The organism is Pseudomonas sp. (genome assembly GCF_035512415.1).
Lineage (GTDB): Bacteria > Pseudomonadota > Gammaproteobacteria > Pseudomonadales > Pseudomonadaceae > Aquipseudomonas.
This window is the reverse complement of the sequence record NZ_DATKDZ010000038.1, coordinates 492,857-509,324: the sequence shown is the minus strand read 5'-3', so window position 1 is coordinate 509,324 and position 16,468 is coordinate 492,857. Positions and strand designations below refer to the sequence as shown.

Annotated in this window: 13 protein-coding genes and 4 tRNA genes; 12 read left to right on the top strand and 5 right to left on the bottom strand. The window is 62.1% G+C overall.

The genetic code is table 11. The features are described 5' to 3' along the window. Window positions 1–18: 18 nt before the first annotated feature. The 7 genes from gltX (at window position 19) to VMP31_RS19510 (ending at window position 4,009) form a co-directional block, all read left to right on the top strand. Window positions 19–1,500: a glutamate--tRNA ligase gene (gene gltX / locus VMP31_RS19540; RefSeq protein WP_325509357.1), complete on the top strand. Its 1,482-nt coding sequence runs from the start codon at window positions 19–21 to the stop codon at window positions 1,498–1,500. A gap of 317 nt (window positions 1,501–1,817) precedes the next feature. After that, window positions 1,818–1,893, top strand: a tRNA-Ala gene (locus tag VMP31_RS19535). Window positions 1,894–1,956: 63 nt separating this feature from the next. Continuing rightward, window positions 1,957–2,032, top strand: a tRNA-Glu gene (locus tag VMP31_RS19530). 51 nt (window positions 2,033–2,083) lie between these two features. Beyond that, window positions 2,084–2,159: transfer RNA gene (locus tag VMP31_RS19525), tRNA-Ala, on the top strand. A 64-nt stretch (window positions 2,160–2,223) separates the two neighbouring features. Next, window positions 2,224–2,299 (top strand) — tRNA-Glu (locus tag VMP31_RS19520). 319 nt (window positions 2,300–2,618) lie between these two features. Then, window positions 2,619–3,158: a TetR/AcrR family transcriptional regulator gene (locus tag VMP31_RS19515; RefSeq protein ID WP_325509356.1), complete on the top strand. Its 540-nt coding sequence runs from the start codon at window positions 2,619–2,621 to the stop codon at window positions 3,156–3,158. 11 nt (window positions 3,159–3,169) lie between these two features. Next, window positions 3,170–4,009 carry an alpha/beta fold hydrolase gene (locus VMP31_RS19510; RefSeq protein ID WP_325509355.1) on the top strand — a complete coding sequence of 280 codons (840 nt, stop codon included), beginning with the start codon at window positions 3,170–3,172 and terminating at the stop codon, window positions 4,007–4,009. Here the strand turns inward: VMP31_RS19510 and VMP31_RS19505 are convergent. Further along, complete coding sequence (locus VMP31_RS19505) at window positions 3,979–5,841, bottom strand: diguanylate cyclase (protein ID WP_325509354.1); 1,863 nt, start codon at window positions 5,839–5,841, stop codon at window positions 3,979–3,981. The two genes, VMP31_RS19510 and VMP31_RS19505, sit on opposite strands and share 31 nt — an antisense overlap. Window positions 5,842–6,087: 246 nt before the next feature. Here VMP31_RS19505 and VMP31_RS19500 point away from each other — a divergent pair, with 246 nt between their 5' ends. Then, entirely contained in the window at window positions 6,088–6,537 is a 450-nt protein-coding gene (locus VMP31_RS19500; RefSeq protein WP_325509353.1) for a thioesterase family protein, read from the top strand. Window positions 6,538–6,546: 9 nt separating this feature from the next. Here the strand turns inward: VMP31_RS19500 and VMP31_RS19495 are convergent, their stop codons facing one another. Next, window positions 6,547–6,930, bottom strand: coding sequence for a hypothetical protein (locus VMP31_RS19495; RefSeq protein WP_325509352.1), 384 nt, complete (start codon window positions 6,928–6,930; stop codon window positions 6,547–6,549). A gap of 161 nt (window positions 6,931–7,091) precedes the next feature. On the opposite strand from VMP31_RS19495, the gene VMP31_RS19490 reads away from it, so the two are divergent. Further along, a complete protein-coding gene (locus VMP31_RS19490; protein ID WP_325509351.1) occupies window positions 7,092–8,066 on the top strand; it encodes a tRNA-dihydrouridine synthase family protein in 975 nt (324 codons plus the stop codon). 171 nt (window positions 8,067–8,237) lie between these two features. Here the strand turns inward: VMP31_RS19490 and VMP31_RS19485 are convergent, their stop codons facing one another. After that, on the bottom strand, window positions 8,238–8,984 hold the full coding sequence (locus VMP31_RS19485; protein WP_325509350.1) for an SDR family oxidoreductase: 747 nt from the start codon (window positions 8,982–8,984) through the stop codon (window positions 8,238–8,240). 129 nt (window positions 8,985–9,113) lie between these two features. Between VMP31_RS19485 and VMP31_RS19480 the strand changes: the two genes are divergently transcribed. Next, window positions 9,114–9,560 (top strand): Hsp20 family protein, encoded by a 447-nt coding sequence (locus VMP31_RS19480; protein WP_325509349.1) that lies wholly within the window; start codon window positions 9,114–9,116, stop codon window positions 9,558–9,560. A gap of 32 nt (window positions 9,561–9,592) precedes the next feature. Here the strand turns inward: VMP31_RS19480 and VMP31_RS19475 are convergent, their stop codons facing one another. Continuing rightward, complete coding sequence (locus VMP31_RS19475) at window positions 9,593–12,910, bottom strand: PAS domain S-box protein (protein WP_325509348.1); 3,318 nt, start codon at window positions 12,908–12,910, stop codon at window positions 9,593–9,595. 90 nt (window positions 12,911–13,000) lie between these two features. Continuing rightward, a complete protein-coding gene (locus VMP31_RS19470) occupies window positions 13,001–13,906 on the bottom strand; it encodes a LysR family transcriptional regulator (protein ID WP_325509347.1) in 906 nt (301 codons plus the stop codon). Window positions 13,907–14,323: 417 nt separating this feature from the next. On the opposite strand from VMP31_RS19470, the gene leuC reads away from it, so the two are divergent. Together leuC and leuD are read left to right on the top strand one after the other, a co-directional pair. Next, on the top strand, window positions 14,324–15,751 hold the full coding sequence (leuC, locus tag VMP31_RS19465; protein ID WP_325509346.1) for a 3-isopropylmalate dehydratase large subunit: 1,428 nt from the start codon (window positions 14,324–14,326) through the stop codon (window positions 15,749–15,751). A gap of 10 nt (window positions 15,752–15,761) precedes the next feature. Continuing rightward, the gene (leuD, locus tag VMP31_RS19460) at window positions 15,762–16,409 is read left to right on the top strand and encodes a 3-isopropylmalate dehydratase small subunit (RefSeq protein WP_325509345.1); all 648 of its coding nucleotides are present in this window, start codon (window positions 15,762–15,764) and stop codon (window positions 16,407–16,409) included. The last annotated feature ends 59 nt before the right edge of the window (window positions 16,410–16,468 follow it).

Genomic DNA, 16,468 nt, shown 5'->3' with positions numbered 1-16,468 from the left:
GCCTGTCTGAGAGCCGCCATGACCACCGTCCGTACCCGTATTGCGCCGTCGCCTACTGGCGATCCGCACGTAGGCACCGCCTATATCGCCCTGTTCAACCTGTGCTTCGCCCGTCAGCACGGTGGCGAATTTATCCTGCGCATCGAGGATACCGACCAAGTGCGCTCGACCCGCGAGTCGGAACAACAGATTTACGACGCCCTGCGCTGGCTGGGTATCGAGTGGAGCGAAGGTCCGGACGTCGGCGGCCCGCACGGCCCGTATCGGCAGAGCGAGCGTGGGCATATCTACCAGAAGTACAGCGCCGAGCTGGTGGGCAAGGGCCATGCCTTCCACTGCTTCTGCAGCGCCGAACGTCTGGACAAGCTGCGCGCCGAGCAGATGGAAGCCAAGCAGACCCCGCGTTATGACGGCCACTGCATGCACCTGCCCGCCGCCGAGGTGCAACAGCGCCTGGCCGCTGGCGAGCCGAACGTGGTGCGCATGAAGGTGCCGACCGAAGGCGTGTGCGTGGTGCCGGATATGCTTCGTGGCGAAGTGGAGATCCCCTGGGACCGTATGGACATGCAGGTGCTGATGAAGACCGATGGCCTGCCGACCTACTTCCTGGCCAACGTGGTCGACGACCATCTGATGGGCATCACCCACGTGCTGCGCGGTGAAGAATGGCTGCCGTCGGCACCCAAGCTGATTCTGTTGTACGAGTACTTCGGCTGGGACAAGCCGCAGCTGTGCTATATGCCGCTGCTGCGTAACCCGGACAAGAGCAAGCTGTCCAAGCGCAAGAACCCCACCAGCATCACCTTCTATGAGCGCATGGGTTACCTGCCTCAGGCGATGCTCAACTATCTGGGCCGCATGGGCTGGTCGATGCCGGATGAGCGCGAGAAGTTCAGCCTCGACGAGATGGTCGAGCACTTCGATATCAATCGGGTGTCGCTGGGCGGGCCGATTTTCGATCTGGAGAAGCTGTCCTGGCTTAACGGCCAGTGGATGCGCGAACTGAGCGTCGAGGAATTCGCTGCCGGTGCGCAGAAATGGGCGTTCAACTCCGACTACCTGATGCAGATCGCCCCCCATGTGCAGGGCCGGGTGGAAACCTTCAGTCAGATCGCGCCGCTGGCCAGTTTCTTCTTCGCCGGTGGCGTCAGCCCCGATGCCAAACTGTTCGAGAGCAAGAAGCTATCGGCCGATCAGGTGCGTCAGGTGATGCAGCTGATCCTGTGGAAGCTCGAAGCCTTGCGTCAGTGGGAAAAGGACAAGATCACCGGCTGTATTCAGGCTGTGGTCGAGCACCTGGAGTTGAAGCTGCGCGATGCCATGCCGCTGATGTTTGCTGCAATAACCGGTCAGGCCAGCTCGGTGTCGGTGCTCGATGCCATGGAAATCATCGGCCCGGATCTGACTCGCTTCCGCCTGCGCCAGGCCATCGAGCTGCTCGGTGGTGTGTCGAAGAAGGAGAACAAGGAGTGGGAGAAGCTGTTGGCGGCCATCGCCTAAGAACCTCCTTCGGATCTGCTGCGCGTCGGCGATACTGCGTTAAAAATGGCCTCGGAATGCTCATTTACAGCCCGTAAACTCCGCTTCCTCGGCCATCTTGACCAGCCGGAGGCTGTTACTAACGTAGCGCCTTGTCTCACTCTAGCTCGCGAGCTCCGAAGCAGGTTCTAAGCCGCTGATTGCCTCGCCCGGTCGTCGTTTTGACGCGCTGGGATGGGGTAAGTGGTTGTTCTGTCAGCATAAAGAATGCAGGTATAGGTAAAAATAGTGTTGACAGATGTGGGGCGTGCTCTTAACATGCGCCCCGTCCTTGAGATGGGGCTATAGCTCAGCTGGGAGAGCGCTTGCATGGCATGCAAGAGGTCAACGGTTCGATCCCGTTTAGCTCCACCATCTTCAAAGCCGAAAGGCTTGCCACAATCAGCTCTTGCAGCTGGTTGGTTGTAGAAGGGTTACGTCCCCTTCGTCTAGTGGCCTAGGACACCGCCCTTTCACGGCGGTAACAGGGGTTCGAGTCCCCTAGGGGACGCCAGTATCAAAAAGCAGTGCCGGTTTGGGCTGTGAGCCGAGAGGCGATAAATCTGGGGGTATAGCTCAGCTGGGAGAGCGCTTGCATGGCATGCAAGAGGTCAACGGTTCGATCCCGTTTATCTCCACCAATTTTGCAGTAGTAATCACTGCCACGGGGCCAGCGTAAAGCTGGCCTTGTTTTTCGAAGGTTTCGTCCCCTTCGTCTAGTGGCCTAGGACACCGCCCTTTCACGGCGGTAACAGGGGTTCGAGTCCCCTAGGGGACGCCATTTTTGCCCGCTCTGCGGGATTTTGAAGGGTCATTCTTTATTGAATGGCCCTTTTGTTTTTATGGCCTGCCATCCCTGGCGGCCACCCTGCGGGCCGTCGCTGCGCAACGTTAAAAATCGCTCCCGGCGATTTTTTATAGCCTGCCATCCCTTGCGGTCACCCTGCGGGCCGTCGCTACGCGACGTTAAAAATTGCTCCAGGCAATTTTTTCCACCTTCTGAAAACTTTTTCTTGCCGTCCGATCAGTGGTCGCATTTGGCCCTTGCCTAAAATTATTACGAGCATAATATTACAGCTGTAATATTTGTGGAGGCGAGCATGAACGACAAGAAAGCGCAAACCCGTGAACGCATTCTGGCCGCGGCCAGCACCGCGCTACTGCAGCGCGGCCCGGTCGAGCCCAGCGTCGGTGAGGTGATGGGGGTAGCAGGCCTGACCGTTGGCGGTTTCTATGCCCATTTCGAGAGCAAGGACGCGCTGATGCTGGAGGTGTTTGAGCAGATGCTCTGTCAGCGCCGCGACTTGCTCGGGGCGCTGGATCAGGAACTACCGGCGGATCAGCGGCGGGTTCTGGCGGCTGCCTTCTACCTCTCACGCAAGCACCGCGATGCCAGCGATCAGGGCTGTCCGCTGCCCAGTACGCTGGGCGAGCTGAACCGCTTACCCGAAGGGTTTCGCCAGGCGTTGGCGCAGCACTTGGAACTGATGACGGCGCAATTGGCGGCCAGTCCCGAGGAGGCCGACAAGGTGCTGGCCGATATCGCATTGATGGTCGGGGGGCTGGCGCTGGCGCGGGCGCTGGGTCCCTGTGAGTTGTCTGACCGCGTCTTGCGTGCCGCCAAGTCGGCAATCCTGTGAGGAGAACGGCAATGAGCAATATAAGCTGGATTCGTGGTTTCAACGCGTCTGTGGGCTTGCTGGCTCCCCATGCGCTGGCGAGCAAGCTGCGTCGTGAGTTTATAACCCCGCGAGAGTCGTTGCCGCGGGATTGGGAGTTGCCGCTGCTGAGCCAGGCCGAGCGCATTACTTTGCGTTTTGGTCTGTCGGCCTTGCGTTGGGGCAGTGGCCCGACTGTGCTGCTGATGCACGGCTGGGAAGGGCGGCCTACCCAGTTCGCCGGCTTGATCGGCGCGCTGGTCGAGGCCGGCTATGGGGTGGTGGCGCTGGACGGCCCGGCCCACGGCCGTTCGCCAGGGCAGGAGGCCACGGTGGTGCAGTTTGCCCATGCGCTGTTGGAGGCGGCCAACGAGTTGCCGCCGCTCAAGGCGGTGATCGGCCACTCCATGGGCGGGGCCAGCATGCTGCTGGCTACCCAGATGGGGTTGCGGGCGGAAGCGCTGGTGAGCATTGCCGCGCCGAGCCGGATTCTCGCCGTGCTGCGCCGTTTCGCCCGTTATATGGGTTTGCCGGCGCAGGCCGGGGCGCATTTCGTGCGCCTGGTCGAGGAGAAGGCCGGTATGCCCGCGGGCAAGCTGGATGTAAAGCAATACCAGCTGGATATCCCGGGCCTGATCGTGCACGCCGCGGATGACCCGGTGGTGCCTTTCGACGAGGCCGAGATCATTCATCAGGCCTGGTTCGACAGTCGTCTACTGCGTCTGGAGGCGGGTGGCCATCAGCGGGTACTGGCCGACCCGCGTCTGCACGAGGCGGTGGTGCAGCTGTTGGGAGTTACCCGTCATACCTCGTCGAGCGCGCTGGCTTCGTAGCACTCCACCCGGTTGCGCCCGGCGGCCTTGGCTCGATAGAGGGCCTGGTCGGCGTGGCGCAGCAGTTGTTCGCTGTTGCTGTCGGCTTGCGGAACCATTGCGCAGACGCCGATGCTCAGGCTTAGCGCGATACTGACCCCTTCATGCTGGCAGGGATGGCTGGCCAGGTCGACGCGTAGCTGTTCGGCCAGCTCGGTCGCGCCAGCGAGGTCGGTGTCACTCAGTATCGCGGCAAATTCTTCGCCGCCAAAACGCGCCAGCAGGTCGTTGTTGCGCATGCGCTGCTGCATGCGCTGGGCCGCGTGGTGCAGGCAGGCATCGCCGGCCAGGTGGCCATGCTCGTCGTTGACCCGCTTGAAGTAGTCCAAGTCCATCATCAGGATCGCCAGCGGTTGGCGCGAACGCTTGGCCTGGGCCAGGGTTCGCGCCAGTTCGTCATTGAGTACCTGGCGGTTGAACAGGCCGGTCAGGCCGTCGTGGCGGCTGAGATCGGCCAGGCGCTGATTGGCCGCGGAAAGCTCCTGCAGGGCCCGCTGTAGTGAGGCCGTGCGTTGTTCTACGCGCAGCTCCAGGCCCTCGCTGATCTGCTTTTGCAGGTCGAGGCTTTTCGCCTGTTCCACACGCAGTTGCTGTTCATGGCTGAGCAGTTGAGCCTGGGCCAGCCGTTCGGCGTGCTGGGCCTGGCGGATGCGCGCGGCCAGGGCAATGGAAAAGATCACCAGTTCGAGCAGACCGCCGATCTGCTGGGCGTGCAGGGTTAACAGGGAATGGGCGATTATCCCGGTGCCGCTGAGGATGCTGAACAGGCTGGCGCAGATCAGCATGGACCAGCCCAGGGCGAACAGCTTGGCCGGCTGGTAGCCGGCACGCCAGCGCAGCAGGGTGAAGGCGAAGGCCATCAGCGCGCAGATTACCAGCAGGACAAAGCTGGCGATCAGCGCCACGCTGTAGGGGGCGGCGAGCGCCAGGGCGATTACTACCAGGCTACCGGCCAGCAGGGTCTGAGTGATGCGGGTATAGATCGCGGAACCACTCTTGAGATCAAGCACGCCATAGGTAAAGAGAATGCCGAACAGGGTGGCGAGGGCGGAGCTGAACGGAAAGCTCAGCTGCTGCCACCACAGGGCCTGGGGCCATAGCCACTGGAAGGCAAAGCCCAGCTGAATAAACTGATAGAGACTAAAACTGCCGACAAACAGGCTGTACCAGAGGTAGTTGCGGTCGCGGGTGATGACGAAGATCGACAGGTTGTAGATCAGCATCACCAGCAAGGCCCCGAAGAACAGGCCCTGCAGTAGCAACATCGACTGTTCGTGGTGGTTGAAGGCGGACGCCGTCATCAGGCTGGCGCTGAGGTTGGCCGAGCCCTCGGTCTGCATGCGCAGGAACAGTTCACGCTGTTCGCCAGCGGCCAGGCGCAGGGGCAGGACAAACTGGCGGTGCTCGACCCAGCGCTGCTGAAAGGGGCGCTGATCGCCAGCTTGGTACACCCGCTCGCCATCCAGGCCGTATGCATCCAGGTAGTCCAGCAACGGATTGCCGACCTGCAATACCCAGTCCATGGTCTGTGTTTCAGGATTGTGCAGACTCAGGCGCAGCCAGTAGGTTTGGCCGCCATAGCCGAAGCTGGCATCACGCCTGGCGACCTCTTGCCAGGCCGAGTCGGGCAGATTGCGTACGGTGGCTATCTGCGCCTGGCCTTCAGGATCCTGCCAAACCTGCATAAAGGGGCCGGGCAGCACGGGCTGTTCGCTGGCCGGCAAGGACAGCAAAGCCGTGTGACCCGTCAGGGGGAGTAACAGCAGTAGGCACAGGCGGAGCAGGGCGATCAAATGCAAGTTACTCGCTGTGGTGGGGGGCAGGTTGTTCGGCGAGGACGTATTATGCTGCTCCCTTGTGCCTTGACGATAGCTTAGTGCCAGTGTTTGCCCTGGCCAATGCCCTGAGTCAAGTTAGTGGCCGTTGATCGCTATTGCTGGCCGGCTGTGCTCGCGGACGGCCTAAGTACGCTGTTTTTACCTGGCCAGCCCATGGGCTGGCGCAACCCGCGTCTTGAGCGCAAACATGGAGCCATAGCCATGAGTTGGGATCTCGCCAATCCGTTTGTTATCGATATCGATGTCGTGGCCGAGGACATCGACGGTCTCGGTCATGCCAACAATGCGGTTTATGTCAGCTGGCTGGAACGTTGTGCCTGGCGGCATTCGCAATACCTGGGGCTGGATCTGGCCGAGTATCGCCGTCTCGATCGGGCCATGGCGGTGCTGCGTCATGAGATCGATTACCTGGCCAGCGCCTATGAAGGCCAGGCGCTGCAGATGGCCACCTGGATCGTCGAGTCTGACCAGCGCCTGAAGATGGACCGGCGCTTTCAGCTGCTACGCCCTGAGGATGGCGTTACCCTGCTGCGGGCCAAGACCACCTTTGTCTGCATCGAGCTGTCCAGCGGCAAGCCCAAGCGTATGCCTGCGGAGTTCGTTGAGGGGTACGGGCAGGCCTTGCAGCCGCCGTTTCCGCTGGAGCTGTAACGGTTGGGGTCATTCCAGCTGCGGGGCGAGGAACAGGGCGTCGTTATCGAACATCAGTCGGTAATGCCGGGTTTCGCCGGGTTCGAGCAACACCGACTGGCCGCTGGCCAGACCCCCCGCGCTGCAGTCGCTGGCAGGCAGCACTTGGGCCCTGAGGTAGAGGGTGCCGGGGGCGACCTCCAGCTTGGTGGATTCGCCGGCCGGTAGTTGCGCCACCTGCTTTTCCTCCAGCAGCAACTCCACGTTGCAGCTTGCGGGCACCTTGGCGTCACGGCTGATAATCAGTTGGGCGGGCTTCTGTTGGCGTGCCTGCGCCTCGCTGTCGGTCGGTTCTGCGGCATGGTTCAGGCCTATGCCGAGGAAGAGGCTGCTAAGCAGTATCAGGTGACGCATCGTGTTCTCCAGGGTGTTTGAGGCTCTTCGAAATGGACTCCCTGAGCGCTGCGGTGTTCCATCCGGTTTATCCGGGGCCCGTTCATTCAAGACGATGCTCCGCGTACACTAGCGCTCCTGCGCAGGCTCCCCGAGGGCCGCGGTTTTCTGAGAATTGATTTATGCAAATCGCCCTGGCCCCGATGGAGGGGTTGGTCGACGAGATCCTTCGTGATGTACTGACCCGGGTGGGTGGCATCGACTGGTGTGTGACCGAGTTTATCCGCGTGACCGAGCGGGTATTGCCGGCCAGCACCTATGAAAAACTCGCTCCCGAGCTCTTCAGTGGCGCGCAGACGGCTGCCGGTACGCCGCTGCGGGTGCAGTTTCTCGGTTCCGACCCGCTTTGCCTGGCCGATAACGCGGCGTTCGCCTGCACCCTGGGGGCTCCGGTGATCGACCTGAATTTCGGTTGCCCGGCCAAGACGGTGAACAAGTCCCGGGGCGGAGCGGTGCTGCTCAAAGAGCCGGAGTTGCTCCATGCCATCGTCCGTGAGGTATGCCGCACGGTGCCCGCGCATATCCCGGTGACCGCCAAGATGCGCTTGGGCTTCGAGCACAAGGACCAGGCCCTGGAGTGTGCCCAGGCCCTGGCCGATGGCGGCGCGACGCAGATTGTGGTGCATGCGCGGACCAAGCTCGAAGGCTACAAGCCGCCGGCGCACTGGGAGTGGGTGGCGCGGGTGCAGGAAGCGGTCAAGGTGCCGGTGTTCGCCAATGGTGAGATATGGAGCCTGGAGGACTGGCGGCGTTGCCGTGAGGTCAGTGGGGTCGAGGACATCATGCTCGGCCGCGGCCTGGTGGCGCGTCCTGATCTGGCCCGGCAGATCGCCGCTGCTCGGGCCGGTCAGGCGGTGGTGGCTATGCGCTGGGCCGAACTGCAGCCGCTGTTGGCGGATTTCTGGCTGCAGGCGCGGCGCAAGATGTCGCCACGCTACGCGCCGGGACGCCTCAAGCAATGGTTGGCGATGCTGACCCGCAGCTACCCCGAGGCCACCGAGCTGTTCAACCTGCTGCGCCGCGAGAATGATTGCCTGCGTATCGATGCCTTGCTTGGCATCGAGGTCCCGCTGATGGAGCGGCTGAGCACGGGTTAGCAGTCGATCCTGTGGCTATCCGCAGGGCCTGCAATATCCTAGGGCGGAGATGCCGAAGGCTTGTCCGCCAGCGGTGGGGCGGTGGACAAAGCTTCGCTATGTCCACCCTACCTTGCGCTTGAGCCGGGCGCATAAGCTGAATACTCCGGGCTACGAATGGCCACTGTGGGATTATCGCCCGCCACTGACATCCAGTAGCGCCCCGCTGGTATAGGACGCCTGCTCGCTGGCCAGCCAGAGAATCGCTTCGGCCACTTCCTCGGCCAAGCCGCCACGCCCCATGGGCACGCTCTGGCTGACCCGCGCGACCCGCGCCGGCTCGCCGCCGCTGGCATGGATTTCGGTGTCGATCACCCCGGGGCGCACGGCGTTGACGCGGATGCCTTCGGCGGCGACTTCCTTGGCCAGGCCCAGGGTCATGCTGTCGATCGCGCCCTTGGCCGCGGCATAGTCGATATATTCGCCAGGCGCGCCGAGGCGGGCGGCCGCCGATGACAGGTTAACGATGCTGCCGCCCTGGCCGCCGTGGGCGGTGGACATGCGCTTGATCGCCTCGCGGGCGCAGAGAAAGCTGCCGAATACATTGGTGGCGAATACCCGCTGCCAGCGCGCCAGATCCATGTGCTCCAGGCGCATCTGGGTTTCCAGCATACCGGCGTTATTGACCAGCACATCGAGGCGACCAAAGTGCTGATCCAGGCGGGCGAACAGCTGCATCACCTGGCCTTCATCGGCTACATCGGCCTGCACGGCAATGGCCTGGCCGCCCGCCTGAGTGATCTCGCTCACCAGCGCCTCAGCCGCATCCTGTTGCCGGTGGTAGTTGAGGCATAGCGCGTAACCCTGGGCGGCCGCCAGCCTGGCAGTGGCAGCGCCAATACCACGGCTGGCACCGGTAATCAGCATGACCTTGCTCATCGAGTTGCTCCCTGTAAGAAAATTTTGCAGAGGCTTGAAATCTACCTGAGTAGCCACATTTTTAGTCATGCGGGATGCCGAAGTCGGGTTCCGCAATTAACGACTCGCTGAATTTCAGGAGATTTAACTATGAGCACTGCATTTTCCATGACCCCGCTGTTCCGTCAGTCCGTCGGCTTCGACCGTTTCAATGACCTGTTCGAGTCGGCCATGCGCAACGAGGCGGGCAGCAGCTACCCACCCTACAACGTCGAGAAGTATGCCGACGATCAGTACCGCATCGTGGTCGCCGCCGCGGGCTTTCAGGAAGAAGACCTGGAACTGCAGGTCGAGCGCGGCGTGCTGACCGTCACCGGCGGCAAGCGCGACACCAGTGCTGAGAACGTCACCTACCTGTATCAGGGCATCGCCCAACGCGCGTTCAAACTGTCGTTCCGCCTGGCCGATCACATCGAGGTCCGGGCGGCCAACCTGGTCAACGGCCTGCTGAATATCGACCTGGTGCGCATCGTGCCGGAGGAGGCCAAGGCCAAGCGCATTCCCATCAGCGCGGAGCGCACTGTTCTGCAGCGTTAACCGTGCGTCGTTAAGTGGATAAACAAGGGCACCTAAGGTGCCCTTGTTGTTTTCATCGGGCCGGGCTGGCTGTTTTCCTCCAGCAGGCTGCGGAACTGTGTCAGGGGCACCGGTCTGCTGAACAGATAGCCCTGGTAGTGGTGGCAACCCTGCTGCTGAAGGAAGTCCAGCTGATCGCGTTGCTCGACCCCTTCGGCAATCATCGCCAGGCCCAGGCTGCGGGCCATGGCGACGATGGCGCGGATGATTTCCGCATCGTTGACGTCGAGGGTGGCGTCACGCACGAACGACTGATCGATCTTCAGCACGTCCACCGGCAGGCGCTTGAGGTAGGTCAGGGAGCTGTAGCCGGTACCGAAATCGTCCATGGCGAAACTGACGCCGACGCGTTTAAGGCGGTTCATCTTGGCGATGGTGTCGTCGATATTCTGGATCACGATGCCTTCGGTGATTTCCAGCTTGAGCATGCCGGCCGGTAGTTTGCTGGCGGCCAGGCTGCTTTCCACGCGCTCGACGAAGTCGTTCTGGCGGAACTGCCGTGGGCTGATATTTACGCATAGGCTGAACTGGCTAGCGTCGACCAGGCCGTCCTTGAGCAGCTGTGCGCAGGCGTGGCAGGCTTCGGCCAGAACCCAGCCGCCGACTTCGAGAATCAGCCCGCTTTCTTCCAGCACATGAATAAACAGAGCAGGCGACTGTGCCCCCAGGGTCGGGTGGCACCAGCGCAGCAGGGCTTCGGCACCGATGATCTGGTTGTTGCGGGCGTCGACCTGGGGCTGGAAATGCAGTTCGAACTCACCGCGGGCCAGGGCCAGGCGCAGGTCGTTCTCCAGGCGCAGGCGTTCGCTGGCGGCCTTCTGCATGGTGTTGCGAAACAGCTGGATGCAGTTGCGCCCCGAGTCCTTGGCGCGGTACAGGGCAATATCGGCGCGCTTGAGCAGGTCCGCCGGGGTGTCGCCATGATCAGGGATCAGGGCGATGCCGATGCTGGGGGTGACCTGCAGCCTCTGGCCATCCAGCAGCATGGGCTCGGCCAGCAAGTGGCGCAGTTTCTCCGCCACCCCGCGGGCCTGGCGCACCACGGTCGAACGCTTGCCTTCCAGGCCTGAGAGCAGCACCACGAACTCGTCGCCGCCCAGGCGCGCCACCGTGTCTTCCTGGCGCACGCTGGCTTCCAGGCGAGCGGTGACCAGCTTGAGCACGGCATCGCCGACCGGGTGGCCGAGGGAGTCGTTGATGTGTTTGAAGTGGTCAAGGTCAAGAAACAGCAGTGCGCCACGCAGCTCATGGCGCTTGAGCAGGGCGATCTGCTGGGTCAGACGGTCGAGCAGCAGGGCGCGATTGGGCAGGTTGGTCAGTGAGTCGTGGTAGGCCAGGTGCTGCACCTGGGCCTGGGCATGCTTGAGTTCGCTGATATCACGGGCGGTCAGCAGCAGGCAGGGGGTGGCATTCAGTTCGATCGGCTGAACCGAGACCTCGACCAGCTTGACCGTGCCATCGCGGTGCCGGCCGTGCATCTCCATATGGTAGACATGGCCGTCCTGCATCAGCCGCTGCACCATCTGCACCCGCTCTTGCGGGTCGGCCCAGACGCTGAGTTCCCCTGAGCTGCGGCCGATAACCTCGTCGGCCTGGTAGCCGGTCAGGCGGGTGAAGCCCGGGTTGACCTCGATATAACGGCCCGTGTCGCGCTCGGTAATGGTGATAGCGTCGGGGCTGGAGTGGAAGGCCTTGGCGAATTTCTCCTGGCTGCCCTTGAGCGCGGCTTCGGCCTGCTGGCGCGCGCTGATATCGCGAAACGAGGTAAGGATGCAGGCCTGGCTGCCGATTTCGATCGGCCGGGTCGAGACCACGCAGGTGAGCTTGCGCCCCAGGCGGTCGAGAAAGTCGGCGACCTCGTTATCCAGCTTCTGCTGCCGGTAGAACTTTACGAAGAGCGTGGTGCGCACCTGGACATCGGCCCAGAAGTTGAGCTCCAGCATGGTGCGCCCGACCACTTGCTCGGGCTGCCAGCCGAACACCTGGGTGAAGCTGGGGTTGATTTCCACTACGCGGCCGTCCGGCACCGTGGTCAGGGCGATGGGGTCGGGACTGGCCTGGAACAGGGTGGCGAATTTTTCCTCGGAGGCGGCCAGGCGCTGTTCGCGGCGGACCCGCTCGCTGATGTCGATCAGGATGCCGGCCATACGCTCGGGTTTGCCCTGGGCGTCGCGGTAGAGCTTGGCGGTGCTCTCCAGGTAGTGCACTTCCTGGTTGGCATAGACGGCGCGGTAGGTTACCTGGTAGTCCTGGGTGCTGCCTTCGGCCAGCCGCTTGTAGTGCTCGCGCATGGCGCGGCGGTCTTCCAGGGGCACGAAGTTGAAGAACTTGCGAAAGTCGTCATGGAAGGGGGCTTCCGCCAGGCCGTGGAGCTTCGCGGCGCGCACCGAGCCAAACAGCATATTGCTGGGGATATGCCAGTCCCAGGTGCCCAGGTCGGCCGATTCCAGGGCCAGATCCAGGCGCTCCTGGCTGTCTTGCAGGGCCTGTTCCTGTTTGCGCTGTTCGGTGATGTCGCGCAGCGACAGTACCAGGCAGGTGCAGCCGTCCAGCAGCATCGTACCGCCGAACAGAAGGTTGCGGCGTATGTCGCCATCGCGATGGTAGAGGCTGACTTCCAGGCCGTCGAGGGCGTTGTTGTCGATGGCCTCGAGCATCCGTAGGCGGTCGCTGGGTTCAGCCCAGATGCCCAGTTCTACCGCGGTGCGGCCCAGGGTTTCCTGGCTGGTCCAGCCGAACTGGCGGGTAAAACCGGCATTGACCTCGATAAAGCGTCCCGTGGCCTTGTCGGAGATGATCACGGCGTCGGGGGTGTAGTGGAAGGCCTGGGCGAACTTTTCCTCGCTGCTGCGCAGGGCCTGTTCGCGCGCCTGTTGCCCGCTGATATCGCGGATTACACCCATCACCCGCTGCTTGCCGTCGGCGTCCAGTTGCAGGCTGCCGCTGATCTCCAGCCAGTGCACGCTTTCGTCCGGCCAGATGATGCGGTGGCGAAACGCGCGGGTGCTGGGAGTGCCGGCCAGTAACTGTTCGAACAGCTTGAGGACTTCGATGCGATCTTCGGGCGGAATCAGGTCGATATAGTTGACCTGGGTACGCAGGGGTTTCTTCGGGTCGAGGCCGAACAATGCCTGCGCGCCGCGTGACCAACTGACCCGGCCGCTTTCGATGTCCCAGTACCAGGTGCCCAGTTTGGCCCCGTTCAAGGCGCGCAGCAGGCGCGGGGCATCGTTCCAGGTTTTCTCGAATTCGGCAGGATCCAGTGCCGGAATAAAAGGCAGTGGTGGGCGGCGGTCACTGGATTGGGTCACAACCGACTCTTCCTGTGGGTAATCGGGTGGTGCAACCGTGGTCAGGTCGAGATGCTTGGCTCATGTGCGGGCCTTTTTTATCGTTATACCTCACGTTAGCCTCTTGTCTGCCGGCAGTGCAAGGCTGTCGCGTTGACTGTCTAGCAGGGTCATAAAGGCCCGCGCGGCATTCGACAGGGTGCGTTCGGTATGGCTGATGTAACCCAGTTGGCGCGACAGCTGAATGCCCGGCAAGGGCAGGCGGGCAACCTGGTCGTCAAGCATGGTGCGTGGCAGCACGCTCCAGGCCAGGCCGATGGAAACCATCATCTTGATGGTTTCCAGGTAGTTGGTGCTCATGGCGATATTCGGCGTCAGCCCCTGGGCTTCGAACAGGCGGCGCACGATATGGTGGGTAAAGGTGTTGCCGCCGGGAAATACCGCGGGGTGATGCGCCACGTCGGCCAGGCTGATCACCTTGCTGCGTGCCAGCGGATGCTCGGGGGCGGCGACGAAATCCAGCGGGTCGTCCCACACGGTCACTGCATGCACCGGTTCGCGGGTTTCCGGGGCCAGGGTGATCACCGCCAGCTCGGCGCGGCCATGCAGCACTTCTTCATAAGCCACCTCGGAGTCGAGAAACTGGATATCCAGCGCCACTTGCGGGTGGGCGCGGGTAAAGGCGCGCAGCAACGGCGGCAGGCGGTGCAGGCCGATATGGTGACTGGTGGCCAGGGTCAGGCGACCGCTGATCTCGCCATTGAGGTTGGTCAGGGCGCGGCGCGTATCATCCAGTACATTGAGAATCTGGTAGGCCCGCGGCAGCAGGGCGCGGCCGGCCTCGGTCAGGCTCACCTCGCGGCCCAGGCGGTCGAACAGGCGCACATTGAGCTGCAGCTCCAGGCTGGCGATGCGTTTGCTCACCGCCGGCTGGGTCAGATGTAGGCGTTCAGCCGCTTCGGAGAAGCTGCCCAGTTCGGCGATGGCGATAAAGGCGTTGAGGGTGGCGAGGTCCATAACGCACTAGCTCCAAGTGGTAAGCCATAAGCTGCAAGAGCAAGGCTGCGGGTCCTTGCTTGTAGCTTGAGGCTTGCAGACTATCGCTATTCCTGCAAGGAATCCTTCGAATAAAAAATATGAATTTGAGTAATTCGATGGCAGCCCATAGGATTACCCCATAAGCCAGAGGGCCATTCGCCCTAGGCATAGAAAGGGCACCTCCAAAAACGTAGGCGAGGCAGCCAGCGCAAGGCAAAAACAGGCGAAAAAGCGGAGTTTACGAGTTGTAAATGAGCATTTGATTCGCTTCGCTCACCCCTTCGGGGCCGTGCTAATGCACGTTCAGCCTTCGGCTGTGAGCCTGTTTTTAACGCAGCGATGGCAACGCAGGTAGTTTTTAGAGGTGCCCGAAAGACGCTGATGAGGAACACGCTGATGGCCGGCAAAACGCTCTACGACAAGCTCTGGGAAATGCATGAGGTCAAGCGCCGCGATGATGGTTCGTCGCTGATCTATATCGACCGGCATATCCTCCACGAAGTGACCTCGCCCCAGGCCTTTGAGGGCTTGCGTCTGGCCAGCCGCAAGCCGTGGCGCATCGACGCCAATATCGCCACCCCAGACCACAACGTGCCGACCACCAAGGCCGAGCGTCAGGGCGGTCTGGAATCCATCGCCGATGAAGTGTCGCGGATTCAGGTGCAGACCCTCGATGAGAACTGCGATGACTTCGGCATCCTCGAATTCAAGATGAACGATGTGCGTCAGGGCATTGTTCATGTGGTTGGCCCGGAGCAGGGCGCGACCTTGCCGGGCATGACCGTGGTCTGCGGCGACTCGCACACCTCGACTCACGGTGCATTCGGCGCGCTGGCCCACGGCATCGGCACCTCCGAGGTCGAGCATGTGCTGGCGACCCAGTGCCTGGTGGCGAAGAAGATGAAGAACATGCAAGTGCTGGTCGAAGGCCAGCTGCCCTTCGGTGTCACCGCCAAGGACATCGTGCTTGCGGTCATTGGCAAGATCGGCACCGCCGGCGGCAATGGCCATGCCCTGGAGTTCGCCGGTAGCGCGATCCGCGAGCTGTCGCTGGAAGGGCGCATGACCATCTGCAATATGTCGATCGAGGCCGGTGCCCGTGTCGGCCTGGTGGCGGTGGATCAGAAGACCATCGATTACGTCGAAGGCCGTCCGTTCGCACCCAAGGGTGCCGATTGGGCCAAGGCCGTGGCGCAGTGGCAGGACCTGGTGTCCGATGCCGATGCGCACTTCGACACCGTGGTTGAATTACGTGCCGAAGACATCAAGCCGCAGGTCAGCTGGGGCACTTCGCCAGAAATGGTTCTGGCTGTGGATCAGAACGTGCCGGACCCGGCCGCCGAAAGCGACCCGGTGAAGAAGGACTCGATCATCCGCGCCCTGAAATACATGGGCTTGCAGGCCAATCAGGCGATCACCGATATCCAGCTGGACCGGGTGTTTATCGGTTCCTGCACCAACTCGCGGATCGAGGACCTGCGCGCCGCCGCTGAAGTGGCCAAGGGCCGCAAGGTCGCCGCAACTATCAAGCAGGCCATGGTGGTGCCGGGCTCCGGTCTGGTCAAAGCCCAGGCGGAAAAGGAAGGGCTGGACAAGATATTTATCGAAGCCGGTTTTGAATGGCGCGAGCCGGGCTGTTCCATGTGCCTGGCGATGAACCCGGACAAACTCGGCAGTGGTGAGCATTGCGCCTCCACTTCCAATCGCAACTTCGAAGGCCGTCAGGGTGCCGGTGGGCGTACCCATCTGGTCAGCCCGGCCATGGCCGCAGCGGCGGCGGTGACCGGTCGTTTTATCGATGTGCGCGAATTGATCCAGGCCTGAGGACTCGACCATGAAAGCTTTTACCCAACATACCGGCCTGGTCGCTCCATTGGATCGCGCCAACGTCGACACCGACCAGATCATCCCCAAGCAGTTCTTGAAATCGATCAAGCGCTCAGGCTTTGGCCCGAACCTGTTCGATGAATGGCGCTACCACGATATCGGTCAGCCCAATCAGGACAACTCTCAGCGCCCGGTCAATCAGGAGTTCGTGCTGAACTTCCCGCGTTACCAGGGTGCCAGCGTGCTGCTGGCGCGGGAGAACTTCGGTTGCGGCTCATCCCGTGAACATGCGCCTTGGGCGCTTGAGGAATACGGCTTCCGCACGATTATCGCGCCGAGCTTTGCCGATATCTTCTTCAACAACAGCTTCAAGAACGGCCTGCTGCCGATCATCCTCAAGGAGGATGAGGTTGATGCGCTGTTCCAACAGGCCGAAGCCTCGGTTGGCTACCAACTGACCGTCGACCTGGCTGCGCAAACCGTGACCCGCGCCGATGGCGTGCAGTACAGCTTCGAGGTCGATGCCTTCCGCAAGCATTGCCTGCTCAATGGCCTGGACGATATCGGCCTGACCCTGCAGGACAGCGATGCGATCAAGGCCTTTGAGGTCGGTTACCAGCAGCGCAGCCCCTGGTTGTTCGGCGCAATCAAATAAGCGAGGGTGGGCGAGGTCGTCTAGGCCGCGCGCATCGGTTCAACGAATAAATGGTGCGC